A 21121-nucleotide genomic window follows, 5' to 3' on the forward strand; every position below is an offset into this window, starting at 1 on the left:
GCGGCACGCGGCACCGCGGGCGCCGCCGAACCCGCACCGGACGGCGGTTCGGTCGCCGCGCCGCAGCCGGCCAAAAACACGCTGGCGGCGATGACCGGGCCAATCAGGAGGGCCCGCGTCGAGGCTTGTAACATCCGTGGACTCCTGGCCTGTTCGTAAGTGGTCTAGCAATAGTGGTGGATCACTTTCGGAAAAGCCAGTGATTTTGCTCACGTGACGCGCCGCCGGATTCACGATTTGGTAACGCGCCGGATGTGGGGGGAGGTTTCCGTTTTAGGCCAATAAATGGCTCAGCGTTTAGACTGGAGGCAGGTGCCCTGTGTAAAGGGTCTGATCCGTCGTGCGTTCCGGTTGGAAATGTCGCGATACAACAGCTGACTTCACCACTGAATCGAGCAATAACGCATGTCTGAAACCACCACCAACACCGCGGTAGCAACTGCAGTTCGCAGTGACCTGCGCAACGTCGCGATTGTGGCCCACGTTGACCACGGCAAGACCACCCTTGTGGACGCCATGCTCAAGCAGACCAACTCCTTTGCCGAGCACAACCACCTCGAAGACCGCGTCATGGACTCCGGTGACCTGGAGCGCGAAAAGGGCATCACCATCCTGGCCAAGAACACCACGGTGGCCTACAACGGACCGTCCTCCAACGGCGAAACCATCACCATCAACGTCATCGACACCCCCGGCCACGCCGACTTCGGCGGCGAAGTGGAACGCGGACTGTCCATGGTGGACGGCGTTGTTCTTCTCGTGGATGCCTCTGAGGGCCCGCTGCCCCAGACCCGCTTCGTCCTCCGCAAGGCACTCGCCGCGCACCTGCCGGTGATCCTCCTGGTCAACAAGACCGACCGCCCCGACGCCCGCATCGAAGAGGTCGTCCACGAGTCCATGGACCTGCTCCTGGGCCTGGCCTCCGACCTTGCCGATGAGGTGCCGGACCTTGACCTGGACAAGATCCTCAACGTCCCGGTGGTTTACGCCGCCGCAAAGGTAGGCCGCGCCTCCCTCGAGCAGCCGGCCGACGGCACTGCCCCGGAGAACGAGGACCTCGAGCCGCTCTTCAGCGCGATCATCGAGCACATCCCCGCCCCCACCTACAACCCGGAAGGTGTCCTGCAGGCGCACGTCACCAACCTGGACGCCTCCCCGTTCCTGGGCCGTCTCGCCCTGCTGCGCATCTACAACGGCACCCTCCGCAAGGGCCAGCAGGTTGCCTGGGCCCGCGCCAACGGTGAGCTGAAGACCGTCAAGATCACTGAACTCCTCGCCACCAAGGCGCTCGAGCGCGTTCCGGCCGAGTCCGCCGGCCCGGGCGAGATCGTCGCCGTCGCCGGCATCGAGGAAATCACCATCGGCGAGACCCTGACCGACGTCGAGAACCCGCAGCCGCTGCCCCTGATCACCGTTGACGATCCCGCCATCTCGATGACCATCGGTATCAACACGTCCCCGCTGGCCGGCAAGGTCAAGGGCGCCAAGGTCACGGCCCGCCAGGTGAAGGACCGCCTGGACAAGGAACTGATCGGTAACGTCTCCATCAAGGTCCTCCCCACCGAGCGCCCGGATGCCTGGGAAGTCCAGGGCCGCGGCGAGCTCGCGCTGGCCATCCTGGTGGAGCAGATGCGCCGCGAAGGCTTCGAACTGACCGTGGGCAAGCCGCAGGTTGTCACCCGGACGGTCGACGGCAAGATCCACGAGCCGATGGAGCACATGACCATCGACGTGCCGGAAGAGTACCTCGGCGCCGTCACCCAGCTCATGGCCGCCCGCAAGGGCCGCATGACCAACATGGCGAACCACGGCACCGGCTGGTGCCGCATGGAGTTCATCGTTCCCGCCCGCGGCCTGATCGGCTTCCGCACCAAGTTCCTCACGGACACCCGCGGCGCCGGCATCGCAGCCTCCATCTCCGAGGGCTACGAGCCCTGGGCCGGCCCGATTGAATACCGCACCAACGGTTCCATGGTGGCTGACCGTGCAGGCGTCGTGACCCCGTTCGCCATGATCAACCTGCAGGAACGCGGCTCCTTCTTCGTCAAGCCCACCTCCGAGGTGTACGAAGGCATGATTGTGGGCGAGAACTCCCGCGCCGACGACATGGACGTGAACATCACGAAGGAAAAGAAGCTCACCAACATGCGTGCGGCTTCCTCGGACACCTTCGAGAACCTGACGCCGCCGCGCGACCTGACCCTCGAAGAGTCCCTCGAATTCGCCCGCGAGGACGAGTGCGTTGAGGTTACCCCGGACGCCATCCGCATCCGCAAGGTCATCCTTGACACCAACGAGCGCGCCAAGGCCAACCGCGCCCGCGCAAAGGCATAACGGCACCCTTCGCGGGGAACTGAAATCGTGAACAGAAGAACTGCCGGCATGGCAGGCGGCCTGGCCGCCGCCGTGCCGGCAGCTCTTTTTGCAGCCCTCGCCGGAACCGCGCTGCACGGCCAGGAGCTTGCCGCCGCCGGTTCCGCTCTGCCGGTGGGTGCCGTGGCAGCGCTGTTGCTCCTGGCGTCGCTTCAGCTGTTTCTCGGGGCGGCGTTCCGGACGCTGATTCCGACGGCGGTGTGCGGCGCGGTCTGTTATGCCTTGGCCGGCTGGTGGTCCGGGATGGAGCCGGGCAAGCGGCTCATCGCCGGTGACCTGGCCGGCGGCATCTGGGTCTACGGGATCGTGGTGGTTACCGTCGCGATGCTGGCCTGGTGCCGGCGGTACAGCCGCTCGTCCAGTTCCGCCCGCTAGTCTGCCGCCGGGTCCCGGTGGTGGGCAATCATGAGTGAGGTTGCCTCGCCGTCGTCGTCTGCGGGAAGTGCCATGTACTCCTCCATCACGGCGCGGAGCTTGGCCAGCATTTCCTCTCGCCTGGCGGCGTTGAACTTCACACCGAGGCGCCACACCTCGATGTCCTCGGGCGGAAGGTCCCGCGTTTCCAGCAGGAACGTCTCGATGAGGATGGGCGCAACGTTGTCCACTGGAGTGCTCCACGACTTGTGGCTGGCGATGTAGGGCACCTCGGTGGCTCCCCGCCGCCCTTTCCGGCGCTCCTCGGCCACCAGGAACCCGGTCCTCACCAGGGTGCGGACGTGGTGGAGGCTGGACGCGGGATTGAGGCCCAGCAGCTCGGCGATCTCCTTGTTGGTACGTGACTGGTGCAGGCATAGACGAAGAATCCTCAGCCGTAGCGGAGAACTCAGTGCGCGGCCCTTTGCCACCAGGTCTGCATCATCGCTTTCCGGCGGGGGTGTCATAGACGCCAGTGTAACGAGCAATGAACGATTGACGTATGCCAATCACTGCCCCAAAAATGGAGCCAATGCGCGGGAGGCCGGTTGTCACTCCGCGGCTGGCGGGGTCAGCCGCGAACTCCGCCGCGGAGGTGCCGGCGGCACCTGTTTGGCGGCCACCACGCTGTCTAGGGGAATGCCGACGTCGGACCTGCGGGTCCGCACGGTGCACTCACTTTCCCCGCACTCCAGGAGGTCTCCCAGCGCATCCGTAAAGCCGCCGTCGATCCTGTACCGCACCACCACGCGTGTTCCGGCCGGGGCTGTGGCCAGGAACTGCCGGGGCGTTGGTGTTGTCTGACTCACCGGTCCATCGTATGACGCGTCCGGAGTGTGACGCGCCCGCTTCGTTCGCGGGACTGGCCTGGGAGATAATAGGCTCTGAAGTGGACAGCCCGGCATGCAGGCCGGATGCAGCAACCGGCCAGTCGCCGGGAATCAACGTGGAGAGGCAAGGGACGTGACGTACGTAATCGCGCAGCCGTGTGTAGATGTTAAGGACAAGGCATGCATTGAGGAGTGCCCCGTCGATTGCATCTACGAAGGCGATCGCTCCCTCTATATCCATCCCGATGAGTGCGTCGACTGCGGTGCATGCGAGCCCGTCTGCCCGGTGGAAGCCATCTACTACGAGGATGACACCCCGGAGGAGTGGGCAGACTACTACAAGGCGAACGTCGAGTTCTTTGACGACCTCGGCTCCCCGGGCGGCGCCGCCAAGGTGGGCAATACGGGGAAGGACCACCCGATGATTGCAGCGCTCCCGCCGCAGAACCAGGACCACTGAGGCGGACCCCTTCGTGACTATAGCTGTGCGCAGTTTCGGCCTTAGCCTGCCCGACTACCCGTGGGAAGCGATGGCGCCGTACCTGGCCAAAGCGGCTGAACACCCGGGCGGTGCGGTCAACCTGTCCATCGGCACGCCCGTGGACCCGACGCCGCCTATCATCCAGGACGCCCTGACGGCGGCCGCGGATGCGCCCGGTTACCCCACCGTGCACGGCACGCCCGCGCTGCGGGAGGCCATCGCCGCGTGGTTCGCCCGCCGCCGCGGCGTCGAGGGGCTGGACCCCCGTGCCGTCATGCCGACCGTGGGCTCCAAGGAGCTCGTGGCGTGGCTGCCGTTCCTGCTGGGCCTCATGCCGGGAGACGTCGTCGTCCGGCCCACGGTCGCCTACCCCACCTACGACATCGGAGCCACGTTCGCCGGGGCCACGGCGGTTGCGGCTGATGACCTCGACGAACTGGACGCGGCCACCCGGGCGAAGGTGCGGCTGGTCTGGGTCAACTCGCCGGGCAACCCCACAGGCAGCGTTCGGGACGCCGCGTCGCTGAAGAAGATCGTGGGCCAGGCCCGCGAAATCGGCGCCTTGGTGGCATCCGATGAATGCTACGCCGAGCTTGGGTGGGGCGAATGGGACCTTCAGCGCGGGGGACAGGCTGTTCCGAGCATCCTGGATCCGCGCGTCGCCGGTGCGTCCCACGACGGACTCCTCGCCGTGTACTCGCTGAGCAAGCAGTCCAACGTTGCCGGCTACCGGGCCGCCTTCGTCGCCGGCGATGCGGCCCTCATGGCCAACCTCGTCAACAGCCGCAAGCACGCCGGCATGATCGTGCCGTATCCCGTGCAGGAAGCCATGCGCGTGGCCCTTGGCGACGACGCGCACGTGCAGGCACAGAAGGATCTGTACCGCGGGCGGCGGGAGCGGCTCCTGCCGGCGCTCGAGGCCTTCGGGCTGAAGCTGCACGAGTCCGCCGCCGGCCTCTACCTGTGGTGCACGGCGGGCGAAGCAACCTGGGACACCGTGGCACGCCTCGCCGAGCGCGGGATTGTGGTGGGTCCGGGGGTGTTCTACGGCGACGCGGGGCAGGGCTATGTTCGCGTGGCCCTCACCGGAACCGACGAACGGATCGACGCCGCGGTGTCCCGCCTGGCATAGGGCGGCGCCGTAACAATGGTGTGACTCGCGCCACAACTTGCCCGTTTTGAGGATAATTTGGCGCTTCCGGATTAGTGGCAGCCCGCAAGTGGCGGTAGTTTTTAACTGACTATCAATGGTGGCTTTCTACAAGAAGGCAGCACGGCCGTTGGATGTCCCGCCGTGCGGGATCCCGCGCGGCTCACCTGATGTTGGATCAAGCTTTCTAGCGAGGCCAAGAGGCCTCATGAAGGGGACTCCATGACTGAGACCACCAGCGCAACTGAGACCACCAGTGCGATCTTGCGCCACGCAGGCGGCGAACTCGAACTTCCGCGCATCAAGGTTGTTGAGGGAAACGAAGGCTACGACGTTTCCAAGCTCCTGAAGCAGACCGGCGCCGTTGCCTTTGACCCTGGCTTCATGAACACGGCTGCCACGACGTCGGCCATCACCTACATCGACGGCGACGCAGGCATCCTGCGGTACCGCGGTTACCCGATCGAGCAGCTTGCCCAGCACTCCAGCTTCCTGGAAGTCTCGTACCTGCTGATCTACGGCAACCTTCCGACGCCGGCCGAGCTGGAGGACTTCGATCAGAAGATCCGCCGCCACACCCTGCTGCACGAGGAGCTCAAGGGCTTCTTCGGCGGCTTCCCCCGGGACGCGCACCCGATGCCCGTCCTGTCCTCGGCTGTGTCCGCGCTGTCCACCTTCTACCAGGACTCGCTGGACCCGTTCAATGACGAGCAGGTGGAGGTTTCCACCATCCGCCTGATGGCGAAGCTGCCGGTCATTGCGGCCTACGCCCACAAGAAGTCGATCGGGCAGCCGATGCTGTACCCGGACAACTCCCACAACCTGGTGGAGAACTTCCTGCGCCTGAGCTTCGGCCTGCCGGCCGAGCAGTACGAGGTTGACCCGGTGGTCGCCAAGGCACTGGATCTGCTCCTCATCCTGCACGCCGACCACGAGCAGAACTGCTCGACCTCCACGGTCCGGCTGGTGGGCTCTTCCAACGCCAACCTCTTCGCCTCCGTGTCCGCAGGCATCAACGCCCTCTTCGGCCCCGCCCACGGCGGCGCCAACGAGGCCGTCCTGAAGATGCTCCGCCAGATACAGGCCGACGGCACCAAGCCCGAGGACTACATGGAGAAGGTCAAGAACAAGGAAGACGGCGTCCGCCTCATGGGCTTCGGCCACCGGGTCTACAAGAACTACGACCCGCGCGCCAAGATCGTGAAGGCAACCGCGCACGAGATCCTCAGCAAGCTCGGCGGCCACGACGAACTCCTGGAGATCGCCCTGCGCCTCGAAGAGAAGGCCCTGAATGATGACTACTTCATCCAGCGCAAGCTGTACCCGAACGTGGACTTCTACACCGGCCTGATCTACAAGGCCATGGGCTTCCCGGAGAAGATGTTCACCGTGCTGTTCGCCATCGGCCGCCTGCCGGGCTGGATTGCCCAGTGGCGCGAAATGATCAACGATCCGAACACCAAGATCGGCCGTCCGCGGCAGCTCTACACAGGAGAGCCCGAGCGGCAGTACCCCGCCCGCTGAAATCACGACGGCGGCCGTCCACGTTAGGTGGGCGGCCGCCGTCGCGCTTTAACCACGACCTAAACCGCTGACCATATGTGGGGGAGTCGCCGCCGTTTCGGCGCACGCCCGTGCTAAAAACAAGAGTGCCGAAAATTGTGGACGCCGCGCAGCGCCGGCAGGAGATCGTAGGCGCCGTGTGCAGGATCATCGCCACAGACGGGCTGGAAGGCGCGTCCCTGCGGGAAGTGGCGGATGAGGCGGGCCTCGCCGTGGGCTCCGTCCGGCACTACTTCGACAGCAGCGATGACCTGCTGAACTACTCCTTTACAGCTGTTTCCGACCGCATCCTGACGCGCCTCAACAAAGCGCTTATAGGGCTCGGGCCCGCCGCCGGTGACCCGGACGCGGGCCGTGCTGTATTAACACTGCTGGGCGAATTCCTGCCCCTGGACGAAGAACGAGCCCTGGATGCGTGCGCCTGGCTGGCGTTCCGGAACGCGGCGAGGATCAGGCCCTTCCTGGCCACCGAGGCGGACAGGAGCCACCGGGCCGTGGCTGCCGTCATCGGCCGGGTGATCACCCGGCTTCTGCATGCGGACGACACCAAGGGGGCCGACACTGCGCCGCAGCTCGTGACTGCGGCCGAACACCTGCTGGCCACTTTGGACGGTTTGGTCATGCATGCCCTGCTGCAGCCCGGCTGGATGTCCCCGGAAATGTGCCTTGACGTGCTCGAATCCCACCTCGAGGGCCTTCGCAGGAGGGTCGGCGCAAGCCATTAACCTCCCCGGGCTGGGGGAATAGACTGAAAGCCGGAGAGCGGGTTGCCGGCACAACGCGGTGGAAATCGAGATGCCAAGGAGGCATACGCATGCAGCACACAGGCGGTCCAGGCTGGCGAATCACTATGGACACGTCGGGTCCCATGCTTATTGCCCTTTATATACGTGATGTTGCCGGGCTCGACGGTGCGGGCTTTCCGCCGCTTTCGCATGCCGCGCCCAAGGTCCGCCACGTGGACCATTCCCACCTCACCGCCGAAGTGGGCGGCATCAGCGCCCTGAAAACCGAGTGGGAAGCCTGGTGGGAGCAGCTCCTCAAGGCACACCCGCAGATGTCCCCTGAACTGTCGCCCCCGGGATTCCGCTCCTTTGCCAACTCGCCGGCGTTGCGCAAGGTCCTGCAGGCGCACTTCGGCGCAGCCCTGACGTGGGCCAGGGAGCGGCGCGCGGAGTATGCCGAACTGGAGGCCGAACGCGTGGCCGGAGGCTCCGCGCACCTCATCGAGGACATCGTGGAGGACCGGCTGATGGAGGTGGGCCGGGATTCGCGGGACTTTGCGCTGACGATTATCGAACTGCCGCTCGATGAGCAGCGGGCGTGGTACCTGGAACCGGACAAGATCATCATGAGCCACGAGCTGCTCTCGCAGCCCGAAGTTTTCCGCAGCTACGTGCAGCCGGTCGTGGAGATCCTCGTCTAAGTCCGCGGATTCAGGACCCGGCGCACTCAGGACCTGGCGGACTCAGGACCCGGCAGCAAGCGTGATGGCCACCGCGCCGCCGGCGTCCGGCGCATCCTGCCAGCCGTTGCGGGCTTTCCTGTCCCACCGCTTTCCGTCCACGTCAACGCGTTCCAACGAAAGGTCCTTGGCGTTGGCCACCGCCCAGTGGGCCACGGACCAGGCATAGCTGTCGGTGACGTCGACCTCCACTGTCCGGCCGTTGGCGGTTGTGGGGATGTTCCCGTAGGCGGCTTCCAGCTGCGTCAGCAGGGCGTCGGTGTTGCCGGCGGCGTCCGGTGAACGGAGCGTGCAGTTGAGGGCGGCGGGCGTTTCGCCTGTCAGTGCCGAGGCGAAGGACCGTCCCATCGCCTCGTGCTCCGCGTACGCAGTGGGGTAGGCCGAGCGCTGAACGCGCTGGGCGGCGTCGGTGATTTCCAGGGTGGCGTAGCCGGGCACCCTCACGAGGGCATCGAAGAAGGCATTCGTGGCGTAGATCGGGTCCATGACCTGGTCCTGTGTGCCCCAGCCCTGGGACGGGCGCTGCTGGAAGAGGCCCCTGGAATCCGGACCGGCGAGGTCGCCGTGGCCGATGTTCCGAAGCTTGGATTCCTGCATGGCGGTGGCCAGGGCAATGCTGGCTGCACGCGGCGGAAGCCCGCGGCGCACCGAGACAGCCGTAATCAGGGCCGCGTTTGCAGCCTGGTCCGTGGCCAGGACGGCCCGCTGCGTGCCGACGGTGGCGGTGCATTCCTCGGTAATCAGCTGCTCGGAGCGCTGCAGCAAAGTGGCCGCGGTGTAGATGCCGCCGGCGACCAGGACCAGGGAGAGGCCGCCGATGACAGCCCTGCGCAGCCTGCGTCTGCGTGTCACGTTGTTACTCCAGCAATCCGCCGGCACGCCCGTCTGGATGACGTGCCGGCTATGTCCTCACGGTCGGTGGGCGTGCCGTCAGTTGGCGTGCAGGGCGTCGTTCAGTTCCACGGTCTGGCCCCGGCGGGGCAGGACTTCGACTTCACCCGTGGTGGAGTTGCGGCGGAAGAGCAGGTTTGGCACGCCGGACAGCTCCACGGCCTTGACGATCTTGCTGGTGTCCTCGCCGTCGGCGTCCTTGGGCCCGGCAAGGCGGACGCGGGTGCCTGCCGTGACGTACAGCCCGGCCTCCACCACGGAGTCGTCCCCGATGCTGATGCCGACGCCGGAGTTGGCACCCAGCAGGACCCGCTGGCCCAGCGACACCTTTTCCTTGCCGCCGCCGGAGAGGGTGCCCATGATCGAGGCGCCGCCGCCGACGTCGGTGCCGTCTCCGGCCACCACGCCGGCGGAGATGCGGCCTTCAACCATGGAGGTCCCCAGGGTGCCGGCGTTGAAGTTCACGAAGCCCTCGTGCATGACGGTGGTGCCCTCGGCCAGGTGGGCACCCAGGCGCACACGGTCGGCGTCGGCAATGCGGACGCCCGCCGGAACGACGTAGTCCACCATGCGCGGGAACTTGTCCACGCCGTAGACGGTGACCGCGCCGCGCTTGCGCAGCTTGGCGCGGGTCAGCTCGAACCCGTCCACGGCGCACGGGCCGAAGTTGGTCCAGACGACGTTCGGGAGCTTGCCGAAGATGCCGTCCAGGTTGATGCTGTTGGGCCGGACCAGGCGGTGCGAGAGCAGGTGCAGGCGCAGGTAGGCATCAGCGGTGTCCGCCGGGGCCTCGTCCAGGTTGATCTGGACGAACACCACCTTCTGCTCCGTGCCGCGGTCGGCGTCAGTGCCGGCGGCCGCGATGTCTGTCAGGGTTTCGTCGGCGTTTTCCACGGCGCGGAGGCTTTCGGCGGCAACACCGAGGGCGGGGGCGGGGAACCAGGCATCCAGCACGGTGGCTTCGCCGTTCCGCGTGGCGATGGTGGCTACGCCGAACCCATAGGCCGAACGGGACTCGTCGGACAGTGTCTGGGCAGCGGGCACGGCGGAAGAAGCGGTTTCAGTCATGCGCCAAGTCTATCGAGGCGACATGCGCGCACCGAAACCGGTCCGCACATCTCTGAGTCGCATTTGAGGGCGTTCCCGGCGCTGGGAACGCCCTGGGCTGCCACCTGGTTAGGGACGGGCAGGTGCGGGATACAGTGGGATGGTGATTGCCGAAACAGCCCCCGTAACCCTTGATCTGCGCCAGGACGTGGCACTGCTGACCGCCGCGCTTATCGACATCGACAGCGTCTCCGGCAACGAGCGCCAGTTGGCGGACGCCGTCGAGTCGGCACTCCGCCAGCTCCCCGGCTTGGAGCTGGTACGTGACGGCGACTCCATCATCGCCCGGACCAACCTCGGCCGCAGCGAACGGGTCATCCTGGCGGGCCACCTGGACACCGTGCCGCTGCCGGTCACGGAAGGCTCGCTGGGAACGGTGCCGTCCACCTGGCCGTCGGGGGTCCCCGGCGGCGGCGTCCTGTACGGCCGCGGCGCCACGGACATGAAGGGCGGCGTTGCGGTCCAGCTTGCACTGGCGGCGTCCATGTTCGACGGCGGGGCGGAACCGGGCAAGGACGTCACCTTCGTGTTCTACGACCATGAGGAGGTGGAGGCCGTCAAGAGCGGGCTCGGCCGGCTGGTGCGGAACCACGGCGGGCTCCTCGGCGGCGACTTTGCCATCCTGCTCGAACCGACCGACGGCACCGTAGAGGGCGGCTGCAACGGCACCATGCGGTTCCACGCCACCACCTCCGGCGAGGCGGCCCACTCCGCCAGGGCTTGGATGGGCCGCAACGCGATCCACGCGGCCGCGCCCATCCTGGAACGCCTCGCGGCCTACAGCCCGCAGACTGTAACGGTGGACGGGCTGGACTACCGCGAAAGCCTGAACGCGGTGAAGATCCACGGCGGCACCGCGGGCAACGTCATCCCGGACCGCTGCGTCGTGGAGATCAACTACCGCTTCGCCCCGGACAAAACCCCCGACCAGGCAGAAGAGCACGTGCGCGCGCTGCTGGACGGGTTCGACGTCGTCCGCACTGACAGCGCCGCTGGCGCGCGCCCCGGACTTAATCACCCTGCCGCCGCGTCCTTCGTGGCCGCCGTGGGCCGCGTGCCGAAACCCAAATATGGCTGGACCGACGTCGCGCGCTTCAGCGAACTGGGCATCCCGGCAGTGAACTTCGGGCCCGGCGACGCGCTGCTGGCCCACAAGGACAACGAACACGTGGCGGCCGAAGCCGTCCGCACCTGCCTGCGCGCACTGCAGACGTGGCTGTCCTGAGTATCGCAAGATAAACACGAAGGGTCCGCAGCCGGTTGGCTGCGGACCCTTCGCTGTTAGTGCCTGCCGATCTATTTCACCACGGTCGACACGCCGGCGGTGGGGGCCTTCGCCACTCCGCCGGCGGCCTTCTTGGAACCGCGCCGCTCGATCCAGATTGCCAGCCGGGACACGGCCAGGTTGATGGCGATGTAGATGGCTGCGGCCACGAAGAAGACCGGGAACAGGAACTGCGGGCCCAGGAAGTCAGCCATCACCTGCACTGCGCGCAGCAGTTCAGCGTAGGCAACGATGTACCCCAGCGACGTGTCCTTCAGCAGGACCACGAGCTGCGCCACGAGGGACGGCAGCATGCGGCGGACCGCCTGCGGCAGTTCGATGGTCAGCCGGGACTGGAAGCTGGTCAGGCCGATCGCCAGACCCGCTTCACGCTGGCCGCGGGGGAGCGACTGGATGCCTGCGCGGATGATCTCCGCGAAGATCGCGGCGTTGTACAGGACCAGGCCGGCCACTACGGCGATGAAGGAGCTGGTGGCGAATACCAGCAGCACAAACAGCATCATCAGGACCACGGGCATGCCCCGCAGGAACTCGAGCACGATCCTGGTGGGAATCCTGATCCAGGCGACGTCGGAGATGCGCATCAGGCACAGCAGAAGCCCCAGCGGAAAGGCGATGACCGCTGCGATGGCCGCCGCGGCCAGCGTCGCGCCGATGCCGCTGGCGATCAGCGACCAAACATCAGCCTGGCCGAAGATCGCCCAGCGCTGTGCCTGGAAGATCCCCTGCTGGGCCAGGGTCATGATGGCCCAGGCCAGCAGGGCGGCGATCAACACGACGCCGATCACGGACCCGATCAGCGAGACGCGGCGGGCCTTGGGGCCGGGGACGTCGTAGAGAACCGAACTCATCGTGCGATCGCCACCTTTCGTTCGACCTGGTGGGCGAGGTAGCCCAGCGGCACGGTGATCAGGAGATAGAAGAAGGCAACGCCCACCAGCACCCACATGACGGCGTCACCGTGGTCGTTGGCCAGCTGCTTGCCGTAGCCGAACAGCTCCAGCACGTAGAAGGCGCCGGCAACCGAGGAGTTCTTGACGAGCGCGATGAGGATGTTGATCATCGGCGGGATCACGGTGCGGAGCGCCTGCGGAAGGATGATGAGGGAGAGCACCTGGCCGAACTTCATGCCGATGCTGCGGGCTGCCTCGGCCTGGCCGACCGGAACGCTGTTGACGCCCGAGCGGACAGCCTCGGCGATGAAGGCGGCGGTGTAAGCGCTCAGGGCGATGATGGCCGCGACTTCGAACTGCTGGAAGGTCACGCCCAGGCGGGGAAGGACCACCGCCGCGAAAAAGAAGGCAATGGTCAGCGGGGTGTTACGCACCACTTCAACGTAGGCCATGCTGAAGCCGCGGAGTGCTGCAACGGGGGACACTCGGGCGGCGGCCAGCAGCGTGCCTGCCACCAAGGCGATGATGCCGGAAACGGCGGCCAGGAACAGGGTTCTGAGAAAGCCGTCCCAGTATTGGGGGAGGCTTTCAATGATGACGTCCATAGGATCCTTTAGCTGCGTTCAGGGGAATGTGCGGAAAACGGAAGCGGCGGTTACCGGCAGGCTGTGGCATGCACAGCCGCCGGTAACCGCCACGATCGTCTTAGTAGCGGTCGATGGCCGGAAGTTCCGGTGCCGTCTTGATGACCGCTCCGGCCGTGTCTTCCCAGGCCTTCTTATAGGAGCCGTCCTTGGAGAAGCTTTCCAGCTGGTCGTTGATCCAGTTGCGGAACTCGGTGTCGCCCTTCTTCAGGCCGATGCCGTAAGGCTCCTTGGTGAAGGTTTCGTCGGAAGCCAGCTTGAACGCGTCCGGCTCCTTGTTGACGAAGCCAGCCAGGATGACGTTGTCCGTGGTGACGGCTTCAACCTGCTTGTTGCGGAGCGGCTCGAGGCAGCCCGAGTAAGTGGCGGCCGGAACCAGGACTGCGCCGTACTTCTCCACGATGGTGGAGGCCGGGGTGGAGCCCGTTACGGAGCAGACGTTCTTGCCCTTGACGTCCTCGGGCTTGGTGATGGAGGTGTTGTCCTTGGTCACCATCAGCGCCTGGCCGGCTTCGTAGTACGGGCCGGCGAAGTCGACTTCAGTCTTGCGCTTGTCATTGATGGTGTAGGTGGCAACGATCAGGTCCACCTTGCCCTGCTTGATGAACTGCTCGCGGTTGGCGGAGACGGTCTCGACCCATTCAATCTTGTCCGCGGGGACGCCCAGCTTGGCAGCGAGCAGCTTACCGATTTCGACGTCGAAACCGACGGGCTTACCGTCCAGGCCCTTCTGGCCGAACAGCGGCTGGTCGAACTTGGTGCCGATGGTCACCTTGCCGGCCGAGGCGATCTTTTCCATGGTGGTGCCTGCAGCGAAGCTGGGCTTCTCGACCGGCGAGGGGTTGGAGCCGGTCCCGGTGCCGCCGCCGCCGCAAGCGCTCAGTGTAAGAGCGATGGCCGCGGATGCTGCTGCCAGAAGGGATTTCCTTCGGGTCAAAAATGCCTTCATGACATTCCTTTCATTGGGCGGCCGCCGGTGACGGCCAGGGTGCGAATTCGGGTGGTCTTGAAGCTGGAGGGGACTGCTGGTTCGGTGGTCAGTGCGTAAGCAGCTTGGACAGGAAGTCCTTGGCTCGGCTGCTCTGGGGATTGGTGAAGAACTCCTCGGGAGTGGCGTCCTCCACGATTTGTCCGTCAGCCATGAACACCACACGGTCGGCGGCCTTGCGGGCGAAGCCCATCTCGTGGGTCACCACGATCATGGTCATGCCCTCCTTGGCCAGCTGGATCATGACGTCCAGGACCTCGTTGATCATCTCGGGGTCGAGCGCGGAAGTGGGCTCGTCGAACAGCATGACCTTGGGCTTCATGGCGAGGGCACGGGCGATGGCCACACGCTGCTGCTGGCCGCCGGAGAGCTGAGCCGGGAGCTTGGGCGCCTGGTGGCCCACGCCCACGCGCTCGAGCAGGGCCATGGCATCCTTGTCCGCCTCCGCCTTGGAGACGCCCTTGACCTTGATGGGGCCAAGCGTCACGTTCTCCAGGATGGTTTTGTGCGCGAACAGGTTGAACGACTGGAACACCATGCCGACGTCGGCGCGCAGCCGGGCGAGCTCCTTGCCCTCCTCGGGCAGCTGCTTGCCGTCAATGGCGATGTCGCCGTCGTCGATGGTTTCCAGGCGGTTGATCGCCCGGCACAGCGTGGACTTCCCCGAACCTGACGGGCCGATGACCACCACCACCTCGCCCTTGCGGACCTGGAGGTTGATGTCCTTCAGAACGTGCAGCTGACCGTAATGCTTGTTGACGGCATTCAGAGAGACGAGTGCATCGCCGGGCAGTTGAGTAGTCATAAGTAAGAATCTAGCGAACATTGCCCGGTTATGACCGGAATCACCCCAACTTCCCGCTGATCGTAATTCAAGAGATACCTGCAGGTCAGCAGGTTAGCCTTGGGGGATGAGCATCAACGCAGATCCGTCGAAATCAGTACAGCCCCGCCGCAAAGGGCCCCTAGAACTGCGCCGCAAGCAGGCTGCCGTGGAGATGTCGGATCAGCGGCTCCTCGACACCAAGGGTCCCGGCCACTTCATCCACACCGACCCCTGGCGGGTCATGCGGATCCAAAGCGAGTTCGTGGAGGGCTTCGGTGCCCTCTCCGACCTGGGCCAGGCGGTCAGTGTCTTCGGCTCGGCGCGCACCAAGCCCGGCAGCGCCTTCTATGACATGGGCGTCGAGGTGGGGCGCAAACTGGCCGAAGCCGGCGTGGCCGTCATTACCGGCGGCGGACCGGGTTCGATGGAAGCCGCCAACAGGGGAGCAGTGGAAGGCAACGGCGTCTCCGTCGGCCTCGGCATTGAGCTGCCGTTCGAGCAAGGCTTGAACCAGTGGGTGGACCTCGGCATCAACTTCCGCTATTTCTTCGCTCGGAAGACCATGTTCGTGAAGTACGCCCAGGGCTTCATCGTCCTTCCCGGCGGCCTCGGCACCCTTGACGAGCTCTTCGAAGCCATGGTCCTCGTCCAGACACAGAAGGTGACCTCGTTCCCGATCGTCCTGCTGGGCGCGTCATTCTGGGGTCCGATGATCGAATGGATCAGGGGGACCCTGGTGGCTGAGGGAATGGTCTCGGAAAAGGACCTGGACCTCATCCAAGTGGTGGACACCCCGGCGGAAGCAGTGAATTTCGTCCTCCACGGCCATGTCCGGGCTCCGTCCTCTGACGAGGACCAGCGCCCCGAGTAGCAGCAGCCCGGGGACGCGGCCCGGGCAGCAGCTGCCTGGGTTAGGCCGCCGGCCGGGCTGCGTCTGGCACGATTGGTGGTGTGAGTTTCTTCCTCGTTTTCCTCGCCATCGTCCTGATTGGAGCCACCGCCCTCATCGGGACCGACCTCGGGGCGGGCATGCTGCGGAAGAAACAGGCCCGCACGCCTCTCGAAAGAGACGGCTTCAAGGACGGATTCGATGAACCCGTGGCCTCCTTGCCACCCGTGCTGCTCCCCGTCGACGCAAAACCAGCCGACGTCGACCAGGTCCGGTTTGCGCTGGGCTTGCGTGGTTACCGGATGGACCAGGTGGACCAGGTGCTGGACGACCTGCGCGACCAGCTGGCTGCCAGGAACGCTGAAATAGAAAGCCTTCGCGAGCAGCTGCGTGCCTGTGCCGCCGAGGACCGGACGTGAGCTCCCCAATGCCGCCTCCGGGCCCCGTGCAGCCAGCAACAGCCGGACCCCCGTCGCCGGATCACGGGACAAGGCTGGTCGGGACGCGGCTCGACAGGGCGTTCCGGACCGCCGCGGCACGGCTCGGCGGCCCCCTGGTCCGCTGGCCGTGGTGGGCCCAGGTGGCCGCGGTGTACGTGGCCGCGCGGCTGGTCAGTGCCTGCATCTTCATGTCGGCCGCGCTGCACCAGGGATTCAACCCCTGGTTCCCGGCCAAGCCCGACTACTGGAACTTCATCAACATCTGGGACGCGCGGTGGTACGAGTCCGTCATGACCGGCGGGTACCCGACCGAACTGCCGGTGGATGCGGCCGGCAACGTGCAGGAGAACACCTGGGCGTTCTATCCGCTGTTTCCAACGCTGGGGCGGATGCTCTCCGCTGCCACGGGCATGGGTCCCGCCGCCGTCCTTATCCTGATTGCAATGCTCGCCGGACTGGCGGCCTCGCTGGTGGTCTACCTGCTGTTCCGCACCAGGGCGGCCCACGGGCCGGCCCTGTGGGGCGCCGCGTTCTTCTCCACCTTCCCCGTCTCGCCGGTGCTCCAGGTGCCTTATGCGGAGTCCCTGAACCTCCTGCTGCTGGCCGCCGCGCTGCTGCTGGTGGTACGGCGGCACTACCTGTGGGCCATTCCCGTGGTACTGGCCATGTGCCTTTCCCGGCCCACGGGTGTTCCGTTTGCGGCGACCATCGGCATCCTGTTCCTGTACCGCGCCGGTGAGGCATGGTTCGAGGCGCGGAACCACGGACAGGCCGCCAAGGGGCGCCGCGTCCACAGCCGGAACGAACTGTGGTCCCTCGCCGGGCTGACCGCCGTCAGCGGTGCAGGTGCCCTCGCGTGGCCCGCTGTCGCGTGGGTTGCCACCGGAGACATCGCCGCGTACACGAAGACCGAGACCGTCTGGCGCGGACACGACCTGGTGCCCTTCAAACCGTGGTTCGACACCGGCGTCCTGCTGTTCGGTCCGGTGCTGGGGCTCGTGGCACCCTTCGTCTTCGTGGCGGTGTTCGGGCTCCTGATGGCCTCCCCGCCGGTGCGCCGGCTGGGAACAGAACTCCGGCTGTGGTGTGTGTGCTACATGGGGTACCTCGTGGTGTTCCTGCACCCGCAAACCAGCACCTTCCGCATGCTGCTGCCACTGTTTCCGCTTGCCCTGGCTGCCGCACTCGTTTCCCGGTCGCGCGCCTATCGTGGCGCCGTAATCACGATGTTTGTCCTGCTGCAGATCGTGTGGGTGGTGTGGCTCTGGGCATGGGCGCAACTGCCGGGCGGAGGGGACTATCCGCCATGACAGATCGTTGGTTCCCAGCGGGTTTTCCCAGATCAGCCCGCAGAAGGGCGCAGGAATCCGCTCATGAACGGATTGTCCATCGATTAGCTACAGACGGGTAATTACAGGATAATAGGTGATAAGCAAGGACAAAAAGCATTGGCATTGTTCAGCCATGGCGGCTGCCGAAAGGACCGCCAGAGCGGCTTTGTTTTAACCACGCGGACTCAGCCCGGCCGGGCTGCTCGGTCCTGGGACTACTGGAGGGGATATTCCTCATGGCGGCTATGAAACCACGCACCGGCGACGGCCCTATGGAAGTAACCAAGGAGGGCCGCAGCCTGATCATGCGTGTGCCGCTCGAAGGCGGGGGCCGGCTTGTGGTTGAACTTAATGCCGCAGAGGCGGCCAACCTCAAGGACTGCCTCGTCGGCGTCACCGAATAAGAGTAAAGGCAGGGCCCGCAGCAGGAAAGCTGCGGGCCCTGCCTTTTTGGTCTTCCGGGCCTGCCGGCCCCGCCCTAGCCGGCCGGCCTATTTCTTGACCGCTACCAGCAGCCCGTCACCGGTGGGGAGCATGGCGGAAGCCAGTCGGTCGTCGTCGCGCACTGCCCGGCCCACCTGGCGCAGCACAACGGTGGTTGCGTCGCGGGCTGCAGGGTTGGATACCCGGTCCTTGTCCAGGGCGTCATTGACGATCAGCAGTCCGCCGGTCTTGAGCAGGCGTACGGCCTGTTCGACGTAGCGGGGAAAGTTGGGCTTGTCGCCGTCGATGAAGACGAGGTCATAGGCGGCGTCGGTGAGCCTCGGCAGGACGTCACCGGCGCGGCCGGAAATGGTGCGCGTGCGGTTGGCCGGGCTGCCTGACTCCTGGAACGCTTCCCGGGCGGCCTTGAGGTGCTCGACGTCCACGTCGATGGTGGTGAGCACGGCCTGCGGACCGAGGCCGCGGAGCAGGCAGACGCCCGAGACGCCGGCGCCGGTACCGATCTCGACGGCGGTCTGCGCCTTGGATGCCGCCGCCAGTACAGTCAGCACGGCGCCAACGCCACGGCCGATGGGTGTCACGCCCAGCTCGAACGAACGCTCCCGGGCGCGCAGCAGGACCTCATCCTCGGCAGGCAGATCTTCTGCATAGGACCAGCTCGTGGACTTATCGGCGCTCATGGATTTCGCTTTCTGGGCGGCAGGGGGCATGTTATTACAGCGTACTGGGTTGGACGGCGCCCGAGGGGCAAGTGACGGCGGGCACGCCTGTGATGGCGGCTACTGTTCTGCTGCCCGGCGGAGGGTGACGAAAATTTACGGAATGCCAGCAGGAAATGCGGGCCCAAAAAGTTGCGCCGTAAGCAAAGAGGGCCCCCGCAGTCAGGAAATTCCCAGCCAACTTTGACATGATAATAATCCGCTCATCCAAGTGGTGATCGGCGCCGAACCATGATGTAAAGCACGTCAGGCGTTATTACATCCACGAGGGGAGTGGACGATGTCAGCATCCGTTGCGGCACCTGTCCCTGCAACAAAAGAGCAAGCTGCCGAGTGGGCCATGCCCACGTGGGAAGAAGTGGTCACCAACCACTCGGCCAAGGTGTACAGGCTCGCCTACCGGCTTACCGGTAACAAGTACGACGCCGAGGACCTCACCCAGGAGGTGTTCGTCCGCGTCTTCCGCTCCCTGGAGAACTTCAAACCGGGAACCCTGGACGGCTGGCTGCACCGGATCACCACCAACCTCTTCCTGGACCAGGCGCGGCGCAAGAGCCGGATCCGGTTTGACGCGCTGGCCGAGGACGCCGAATCACGGCTGCCCGGCCGTGAACCCGGCCCCGAGCAAAGCTTCGAACTCAACAACCTGGATCTCGACGTCCAGGCCGCCCTAGAGGAACTCCCGCCGGACTTCCGTGCCGCCGTCGTCCTGTGCGACCTTGAGGGACTGTCGTACGACGAAGTTGCCGAGGCCCTGGGCGTGAAGCTGGGCACGGTGCGTTCACGCATTCACCGCGGCCGGACCATGCTCCGCGAAAAGCTTGCCCACCGGGATCCGCGCCCGCAGCAGGCGCGCAAACCGCGGCTCAAGCTGCCCCGCATCGCCGGCGTTCTCTGATCGGCGACATGCGTCGGCTACATCGCTTGCTGGAGGGGCTCAGACAGAACTCAGGGTTGCCGCCGCTTGCCGGCGGACGGCACCCGCAGACAGCGGAACACATCCGTGCGTGCGCCGAATGCGCCAGCGCGCTACACCGGCAGCGCCAGTACATTGAGCGGCTCCGTACTGCTGCAGTTCCGGCGGCCAGTGACGAACTGACAGCGCGGCTCCTGCTCCGCACCCAGCAATTGGCCATGGCTCCGGCCCCGGTTGCCCGGCCCAGCCGGATGAGGCTGGCAGGGCTGGCCGGCGGGGTAGCCGTGGTGGCGGCAGGGGCCATCGGCGCCGGAGCCTACACGGTCGCCGGAGAACCCGGGCAGTACGCCGCGGGCACGGCCTCGCTCTACGGCCAGTCCGGGCATTCCCCGGGAACAGACAGCCGCCTCGCCGCGCTGCGGTCCTCCGGCTGGACCTGCCCTGAACTGCGTGCCATGGGTTTCCGCCTGGTATCTGCCAGCACGACCGTACTCGCAGGCCGCCCCACAGTGGAGCTGCGCCTCACAGACGGGCAGCATACAGCGAGGATTCTGGAACAGCACCAGGGGTCGCCGGCTGCGCCGTCTCCGGTCAACCCGCTGACAGGCCACCCGGCGGGAAGCGACGGTTACGTCGCCGCTGACCTGCCGGGAGCGACGGCGGACGGCCGGGTCTGGGTCAAGGCGGGGCCACCGTGGAGCGCGATCTACCAGACGCCACGGAGCACGTTCACCTACGTGTCGGACCTGCCCGCCACCTCGGCCGACGACGCTTTGCCGATGCTCGCCGCGCCCGGCAGCATGGCCGGTCCGGGTCTGGCCGCCGGCACCGACACGGCCGGAAACACCAGCGCAGCGCAGGAAAGTGTCGTGGACCGGGTCGAACGCGGCCTCCGTAAGATTGCCCGCCAGTTAGGGCTTTGAGACGCTTCCCCGTCCCTGCGGCATGCCCCCAGGGGGCCCGGGCCGGGTCGAAATCGTCACTGCCTCGCCGGAAAGGGTAATCTTCCTAAAGTGTTTGGAATCAACGGCCCGGAGTTTATCCTTCTGCTGCTCATCGGCATTCTGGTGATCGGTCCCCAGCGGCTGCCCGAATATACCCAAAAACTGGCAAACCTGGTCCGCGAAGTGCGTCGGATGGCCTCCGGTGCGCGGGAGCAGATCAAGGAAGAAGTCGGCATCGACATCGATGATGTCGACTGGAAGAAGTACGACCCCCGCCAGTACGATCCGCGGCGCATCATCAAGGAAGCCCTCCTCGAGGACGACACCAAGCCGGTCAGCGCCGGCGGTCCGGCGGCAGTAGCCGCCGCGGCATCAGCCGCCGCTTCCACCACCGAGGAGCGGCCGGCGCGCATCATTGAGCAGTTGCCCTACGGCGAAGCGGCCCCCTTCGATTCCGAGGCAACTTAGTCCCCAACCGCCCCCTAACCTCGCATGTCCCCACCGGCTCCCGGCCTTCGCAAGCTCAGG

General features: G+C 65.9%; 24 protein-coding genes. 15 read left to right on the forward strand and 9 right to left on the reverse strand.

Translation table 11 applies throughout. From position 1 onward, the window contains the following. Positions 1-405 precede the first annotated feature (405 nt). Both typA and DBZ45_RS20800 read left to right on the forward strand, forming a co-directional pair. Complete coding sequence (gene typA / locus DBZ45_RS20795; RefSeq protein WP_111905723.1) at positions 406-2334, forward strand: translational GTPase TypA; 1929 nt, start codon at positions 406-408, stop codon at positions 2332-2334. 27 nt (positions 2335-2361) lie between these two features. After that, positions 2362-2748, forward strand: a complete 387-nt coding sequence (locus DBZ45_RS20800; RefSeq protein ID WP_223257202.1) for a hypothetical protein — start codon at positions 2362-2364, stop codon at positions 2746-2748. Here the strand turns inward: DBZ45_RS20800 and DBZ45_RS20805 are convergent. Together DBZ45_RS20805 and DBZ45_RS20810 are read right to left on the reverse strand one after the other, a co-directional pair. After that, complete coding sequence (locus tag DBZ45_RS20805) at positions 2745-3254, reverse strand: helix-turn-helix domain-containing protein (RefSeq protein ID WP_111905725.1); 510 nt, start codon at positions 3252-3254, stop codon at positions 2745-2747. The two genes, DBZ45_RS20800 and DBZ45_RS20805, sit on opposite strands and share 4 nt — an antisense overlap. A gap of 84 nt (positions 3255-3338) precedes the next feature. Next, the gene (locus DBZ45_RS20810) at positions 3339-3596 is read right to left on the reverse strand and encodes a putative acetyltransferase (protein WP_111905726.1); all 258 of its coding nucleotides are present in this window, start codon (positions 3594-3596) and stop codon (positions 3339-3341) included. Positions 3597-3750: 154 nt separating this feature from the next. On the opposite strand from DBZ45_RS20810, the gene fdxA reads away from it, so the two are divergent. From fdxA to DBZ45_RS20835, 5 genes are all read left to right on the forward strand, one after another. Continuing rightward, entirely contained in the window at positions 3751-4077 is a 327-nt protein-coding gene (gene fdxA / locus DBZ45_RS20815; protein WP_102973806.1) for a ferredoxin, read from the forward strand. Positions 4078-4090: 13 nt separating this feature from the next. Then, positions 4091-5230: a succinyldiaminopimelate transaminase gene (gene dapC, locus DBZ45_RS20820; protein WP_111906005.1), complete on the forward strand. Its 1140-nt coding sequence runs from the start codon at positions 4091-4093 to the stop codon at positions 5228-5230. A 240-nt stretch (positions 5231-5470) separates the two neighbouring features. Next, on the forward strand, positions 5471-6772 hold the full coding sequence (locus DBZ45_RS20825; protein WP_111905727.1) for a citrate synthase: 1302 nt from the start codon (positions 5471-5473) through the stop codon (positions 6770-6772). Between the two features lie 125 nt (positions 6773-6897). Beyond that, positions 6898-7536, forward strand: coding sequence for a TetR/AcrR family transcriptional regulator (locus tag DBZ45_RS20830; RefSeq protein WP_111905728.1), 639 nt, complete (start codon positions 6898-6900; stop codon positions 7534-7536). An 89-nt stretch (positions 7537-7625) separates the two neighbouring features. Then, positions 7626-8237, forward strand: coding sequence for a hypothetical protein (locus tag DBZ45_RS20835; RefSeq protein WP_111905729.1), 612 nt, complete (start codon positions 7626-7628; stop codon positions 8235-8237). Between the two features lie 42 nt (positions 8238-8279). On the opposite strand, the gene DBZ45_RS20840 is transcribed toward DBZ45_RS20835, so the two are convergent. Together DBZ45_RS20840 and dapD are read right to left on the reverse strand one after the other, a co-directional pair. Continuing rightward, positions 8280-9128 carry a hypothetical protein gene (locus DBZ45_RS20840; RefSeq protein ID WP_111905730.1) on the reverse strand — a complete coding sequence of 283 codons (849 nt, stop codon included), beginning with the start codon at positions 9126-9128 and terminating at the stop codon, positions 8280-8282. Between the two features lie 78 nt (positions 9129-9206). Then, positions 9207-10235, reverse strand: coding sequence for a 2,3,4,5-tetrahydropyridine-2,6-dicarboxylate N-succinyltransferase (gene dapD / locus DBZ45_RS20845; RefSeq protein ID WP_111905731.1), 1029 nt, complete (start codon positions 10233-10235; stop codon positions 9207-9209). A 139-nt stretch (positions 10236-10374) separates the two neighbouring features. Here dapD and dapE point away from each other — a divergent pair, with 139 nt between their 5' ends. Continuing rightward, positions 10375-11499, forward strand: a complete 1125-nt coding sequence (gene dapE, locus DBZ45_RS20850; RefSeq protein WP_111905732.1) for a succinyl-diaminopimelate desuccinylase — start codon at positions 10375-10377, stop codon at positions 11497-11499. 71 nt (positions 11500-11570) lie between these two features. On the opposite strand, the gene DBZ45_RS20855 is transcribed toward dapE, so the two are convergent. The 4 genes from DBZ45_RS20855 to DBZ45_RS20870 form a co-directional block, all read right to left on the reverse strand. Then, entirely contained in the window at positions 11571-12410 is an 840-nt protein-coding gene (locus DBZ45_RS20855) for an amino acid ABC transporter permease (RefSeq protein ID WP_111905733.1), read from the reverse strand. After that, positions 12407-13057, reverse strand: coding sequence for an amino acid ABC transporter permease (locus DBZ45_RS20860; protein ID WP_111905734.1), 651 nt, complete (start codon positions 13055-13057; stop codon positions 12407-12409). Before DBZ45_RS20860 ends, DBZ45_RS20855 begins: the two co-directional genes overlap by 4 nt. Before the next feature lie 100 nt (positions 13058-13157). Continuing rightward, complete coding sequence (locus DBZ45_RS20865) at positions 13158-14045, reverse strand: glutamate ABC transporter substrate-binding protein (RefSeq protein WP_111905735.1); 888 nt, start codon at positions 14043-14045, stop codon at positions 13158-13160. An 88-nt stretch (positions 14046-14133) separates the two neighbouring features. Further along, positions 14134-14889 (reverse strand): amino acid ABC transporter ATP-binding protein, encoded by a 756-nt coding sequence (locus DBZ45_RS20870; protein ID WP_111905736.1) that lies wholly within the window; start codon positions 14887-14889, stop codon positions 14134-14136. Positions 14890-14995: 106 nt separating this feature from the next. On the opposite strand from DBZ45_RS20870, the gene DBZ45_RS20875 reads away from it, so the two are divergent. The 4 genes from DBZ45_RS20875 (at position 14996) to DBZ45_RS20890 (ending at position 17974) form a co-directional block, all read left to right on the forward strand. Further along, positions 14996-15781, forward strand: a complete 786-nt coding sequence (locus tag DBZ45_RS20875; RefSeq protein ID WP_111905737.1) for a TIGR00730 family Rossman fold protein — start codon at positions 14996-14998, stop codon at positions 15779-15781. A gap of 80 nt (positions 15782-15861) precedes the next feature. Beyond that, a complete protein-coding gene (locus tag DBZ45_RS20880) occupies positions 15862-16218 on the forward strand; it encodes a DivIVA domain-containing protein (protein ID WP_111905738.1) in 357 nt (118 codons plus the stop codon). After that, positions 16215-17549, forward strand: coding sequence for a hypothetical protein (locus DBZ45_RS20885; RefSeq protein ID WP_111905739.1), 1335 nt, complete (start codon positions 16215-16217; stop codon positions 17547-17549). The genes DBZ45_RS20880 and DBZ45_RS20885 overlap by 4 nt, the downstream gene beginning before the upstream one ends. Positions 17550-17806: 257 nt before the next feature. Beyond that, positions 17807-17974, forward strand: coding sequence for a DUF3117 domain-containing protein (locus tag DBZ45_RS20890; RefSeq protein WP_102973820.1), 168 nt, complete (start codon positions 17807-17809; stop codon positions 17972-17974). Positions 17975-18061: 87 nt separating this feature from the next. Here DBZ45_RS20890 and DBZ45_RS20895 read toward each other — a convergent pair whose 3' ends face one another. Beyond that, positions 18062-18694, reverse strand: coding sequence for an O-methyltransferase (locus DBZ45_RS20895; protein ID WP_102973821.1), 633 nt, complete (start codon positions 18692-18694; stop codon positions 18062-18064). Between the two features lie 319 nt (positions 18695-19013). Here DBZ45_RS20895 and sigE point away from each other — a divergent pair, with 319 nt between their 5' ends. From sigE to DBZ45_RS20910, 3 genes are all read left to right on the forward strand, one after another. Beyond that, positions 19014-19631 (forward strand): RNA polymerase sigma factor SigE, encoded by a 618-nt coding sequence (gene sigE / locus DBZ45_RS20900; protein ID WP_111905740.1) that lies wholly within the window; start codon positions 19014-19016, stop codon positions 19629-19631. A 56-nt stretch (positions 19632-19687) separates the two neighbouring features. After that, positions 19688-20572 carry an anti-sigma factor gene (locus DBZ45_RS20905; protein ID WP_111905741.1) on the forward strand — a complete coding sequence of 295 codons (885 nt, stop codon included), beginning with the start codon at positions 19688-19690 and terminating at the stop codon, positions 20570-20572. Positions 20573-20662: 90 nt separating this feature from the next. Further along, entirely contained in the window at positions 20663-21061 is a 399-nt protein-coding gene (locus tag DBZ45_RS20910) for a twin-arginine translocase TatA/TatE family subunit (protein ID WP_111905742.1), read from the forward strand. Positions 21062-21121: the final 60 nt, after the last annotated feature.

This window comes from Arthrobacter globiformis (assembly GCF_003261175.1).
Classification (GTDB): domain Bacteria; phylum Actinomycetota; class Actinomycetes; order Actinomycetales; family Micrococcaceae; genus Arthrobacter; species Arthrobacter globiformis_A.

Bases quoted from the DNA above. Each gene is read 5' to 3' on its own strand.
- typA (WP_111905723.1), top strand. From the start codon at position 406: ATGTCTGAAACCACCACCAACACCGCGGTAGCAACTGCAGTTCGCAGT.
- DBZ45_RS20805 (WP_111905725.1), bottom strand. From the start codon at position 3,254: ATGACACCCCCGCCGGAAAGCGATGATGCAGACCTGGTGGCAAAGGGC.
- DBZ45_RS20825 (WP_111905727.1), top strand. From the start codon at position 5,471: ATGACTGAGACCACCAGCGCAACTGAGACCACCAGTGCGATCTTGCGC.
- DBZ45_RS20835 (WP_111905729.1), top strand. From the start codon at position 7,626: ATGCAGCACACAGGCGGTCCAGGCTGGCGAATCACTATGGACACGTCG.
- dapD (WP_111905731.1), bottom strand. From the start codon at position 10,235: ATGACTGAAACCGCTTCTTCCGCCGTGCCCGCTGCCCAGACACTGTCC.
- dapE (WP_111905732.1), top strand. From the start codon at position 10,375: ATGGTGATTGCCGAAACAGCCCCCGTAACCCTTGATCTGCGCCAGGAC.
- DBZ45_RS20855 (WP_111905733.1), bottom strand. From the start codon at position 12,410: ATGAGTTCGGTTCTCTACGACGTCCCCGGCCCCAAGGCCCGCCGCGTC.
- DBZ45_RS20860 (WP_111905734.1), bottom strand. From the start codon at position 13,057: ATGGACGTCATCATTGAAAGCCTCCCCCAATACTGGGACGGCTTTCTC.
- DBZ45_RS20865 (WP_111905735.1), bottom strand. From the start codon at position 14,045: ATGAAGGCATTTTTGACCCGAAGGAAATCCCTTCTGGCAGCAGCATCC.
- DBZ45_RS20870 (WP_111905736.1), bottom strand. From the start codon at position 14,889: ATGACTACTCAACTGCCCGGCGATGCACTCGTCTCTCTGAATGCCGTC.
- DBZ45_RS20875 (WP_111905737.1), top strand. From the start codon at position 14,996: ATGAGCATCAACGCAGATCCGTCGAAATCAGTACAGCCCCGCCGCAAA.
- DBZ45_RS20890 (WP_102973820.1), top strand. From the start codon at position 17,807: ATGGCGGCTATGAAACCACGCACCGGCGACGGCCCTATGGAAGTAACC.
- DBZ45_RS20895 (WP_102973821.1), bottom strand. From the start codon at position 18,694: ATGAGCGCCGATAAGTCCACGAGCTGGTCCTATGCAGAAGATCTGCCT.
- sigE (WP_111905740.1), top strand. From the start codon at position 19,014: ATGTCAGCATCCGTTGCGGCACCTGTCCCTGCAACAAAAGAGCAAGCT.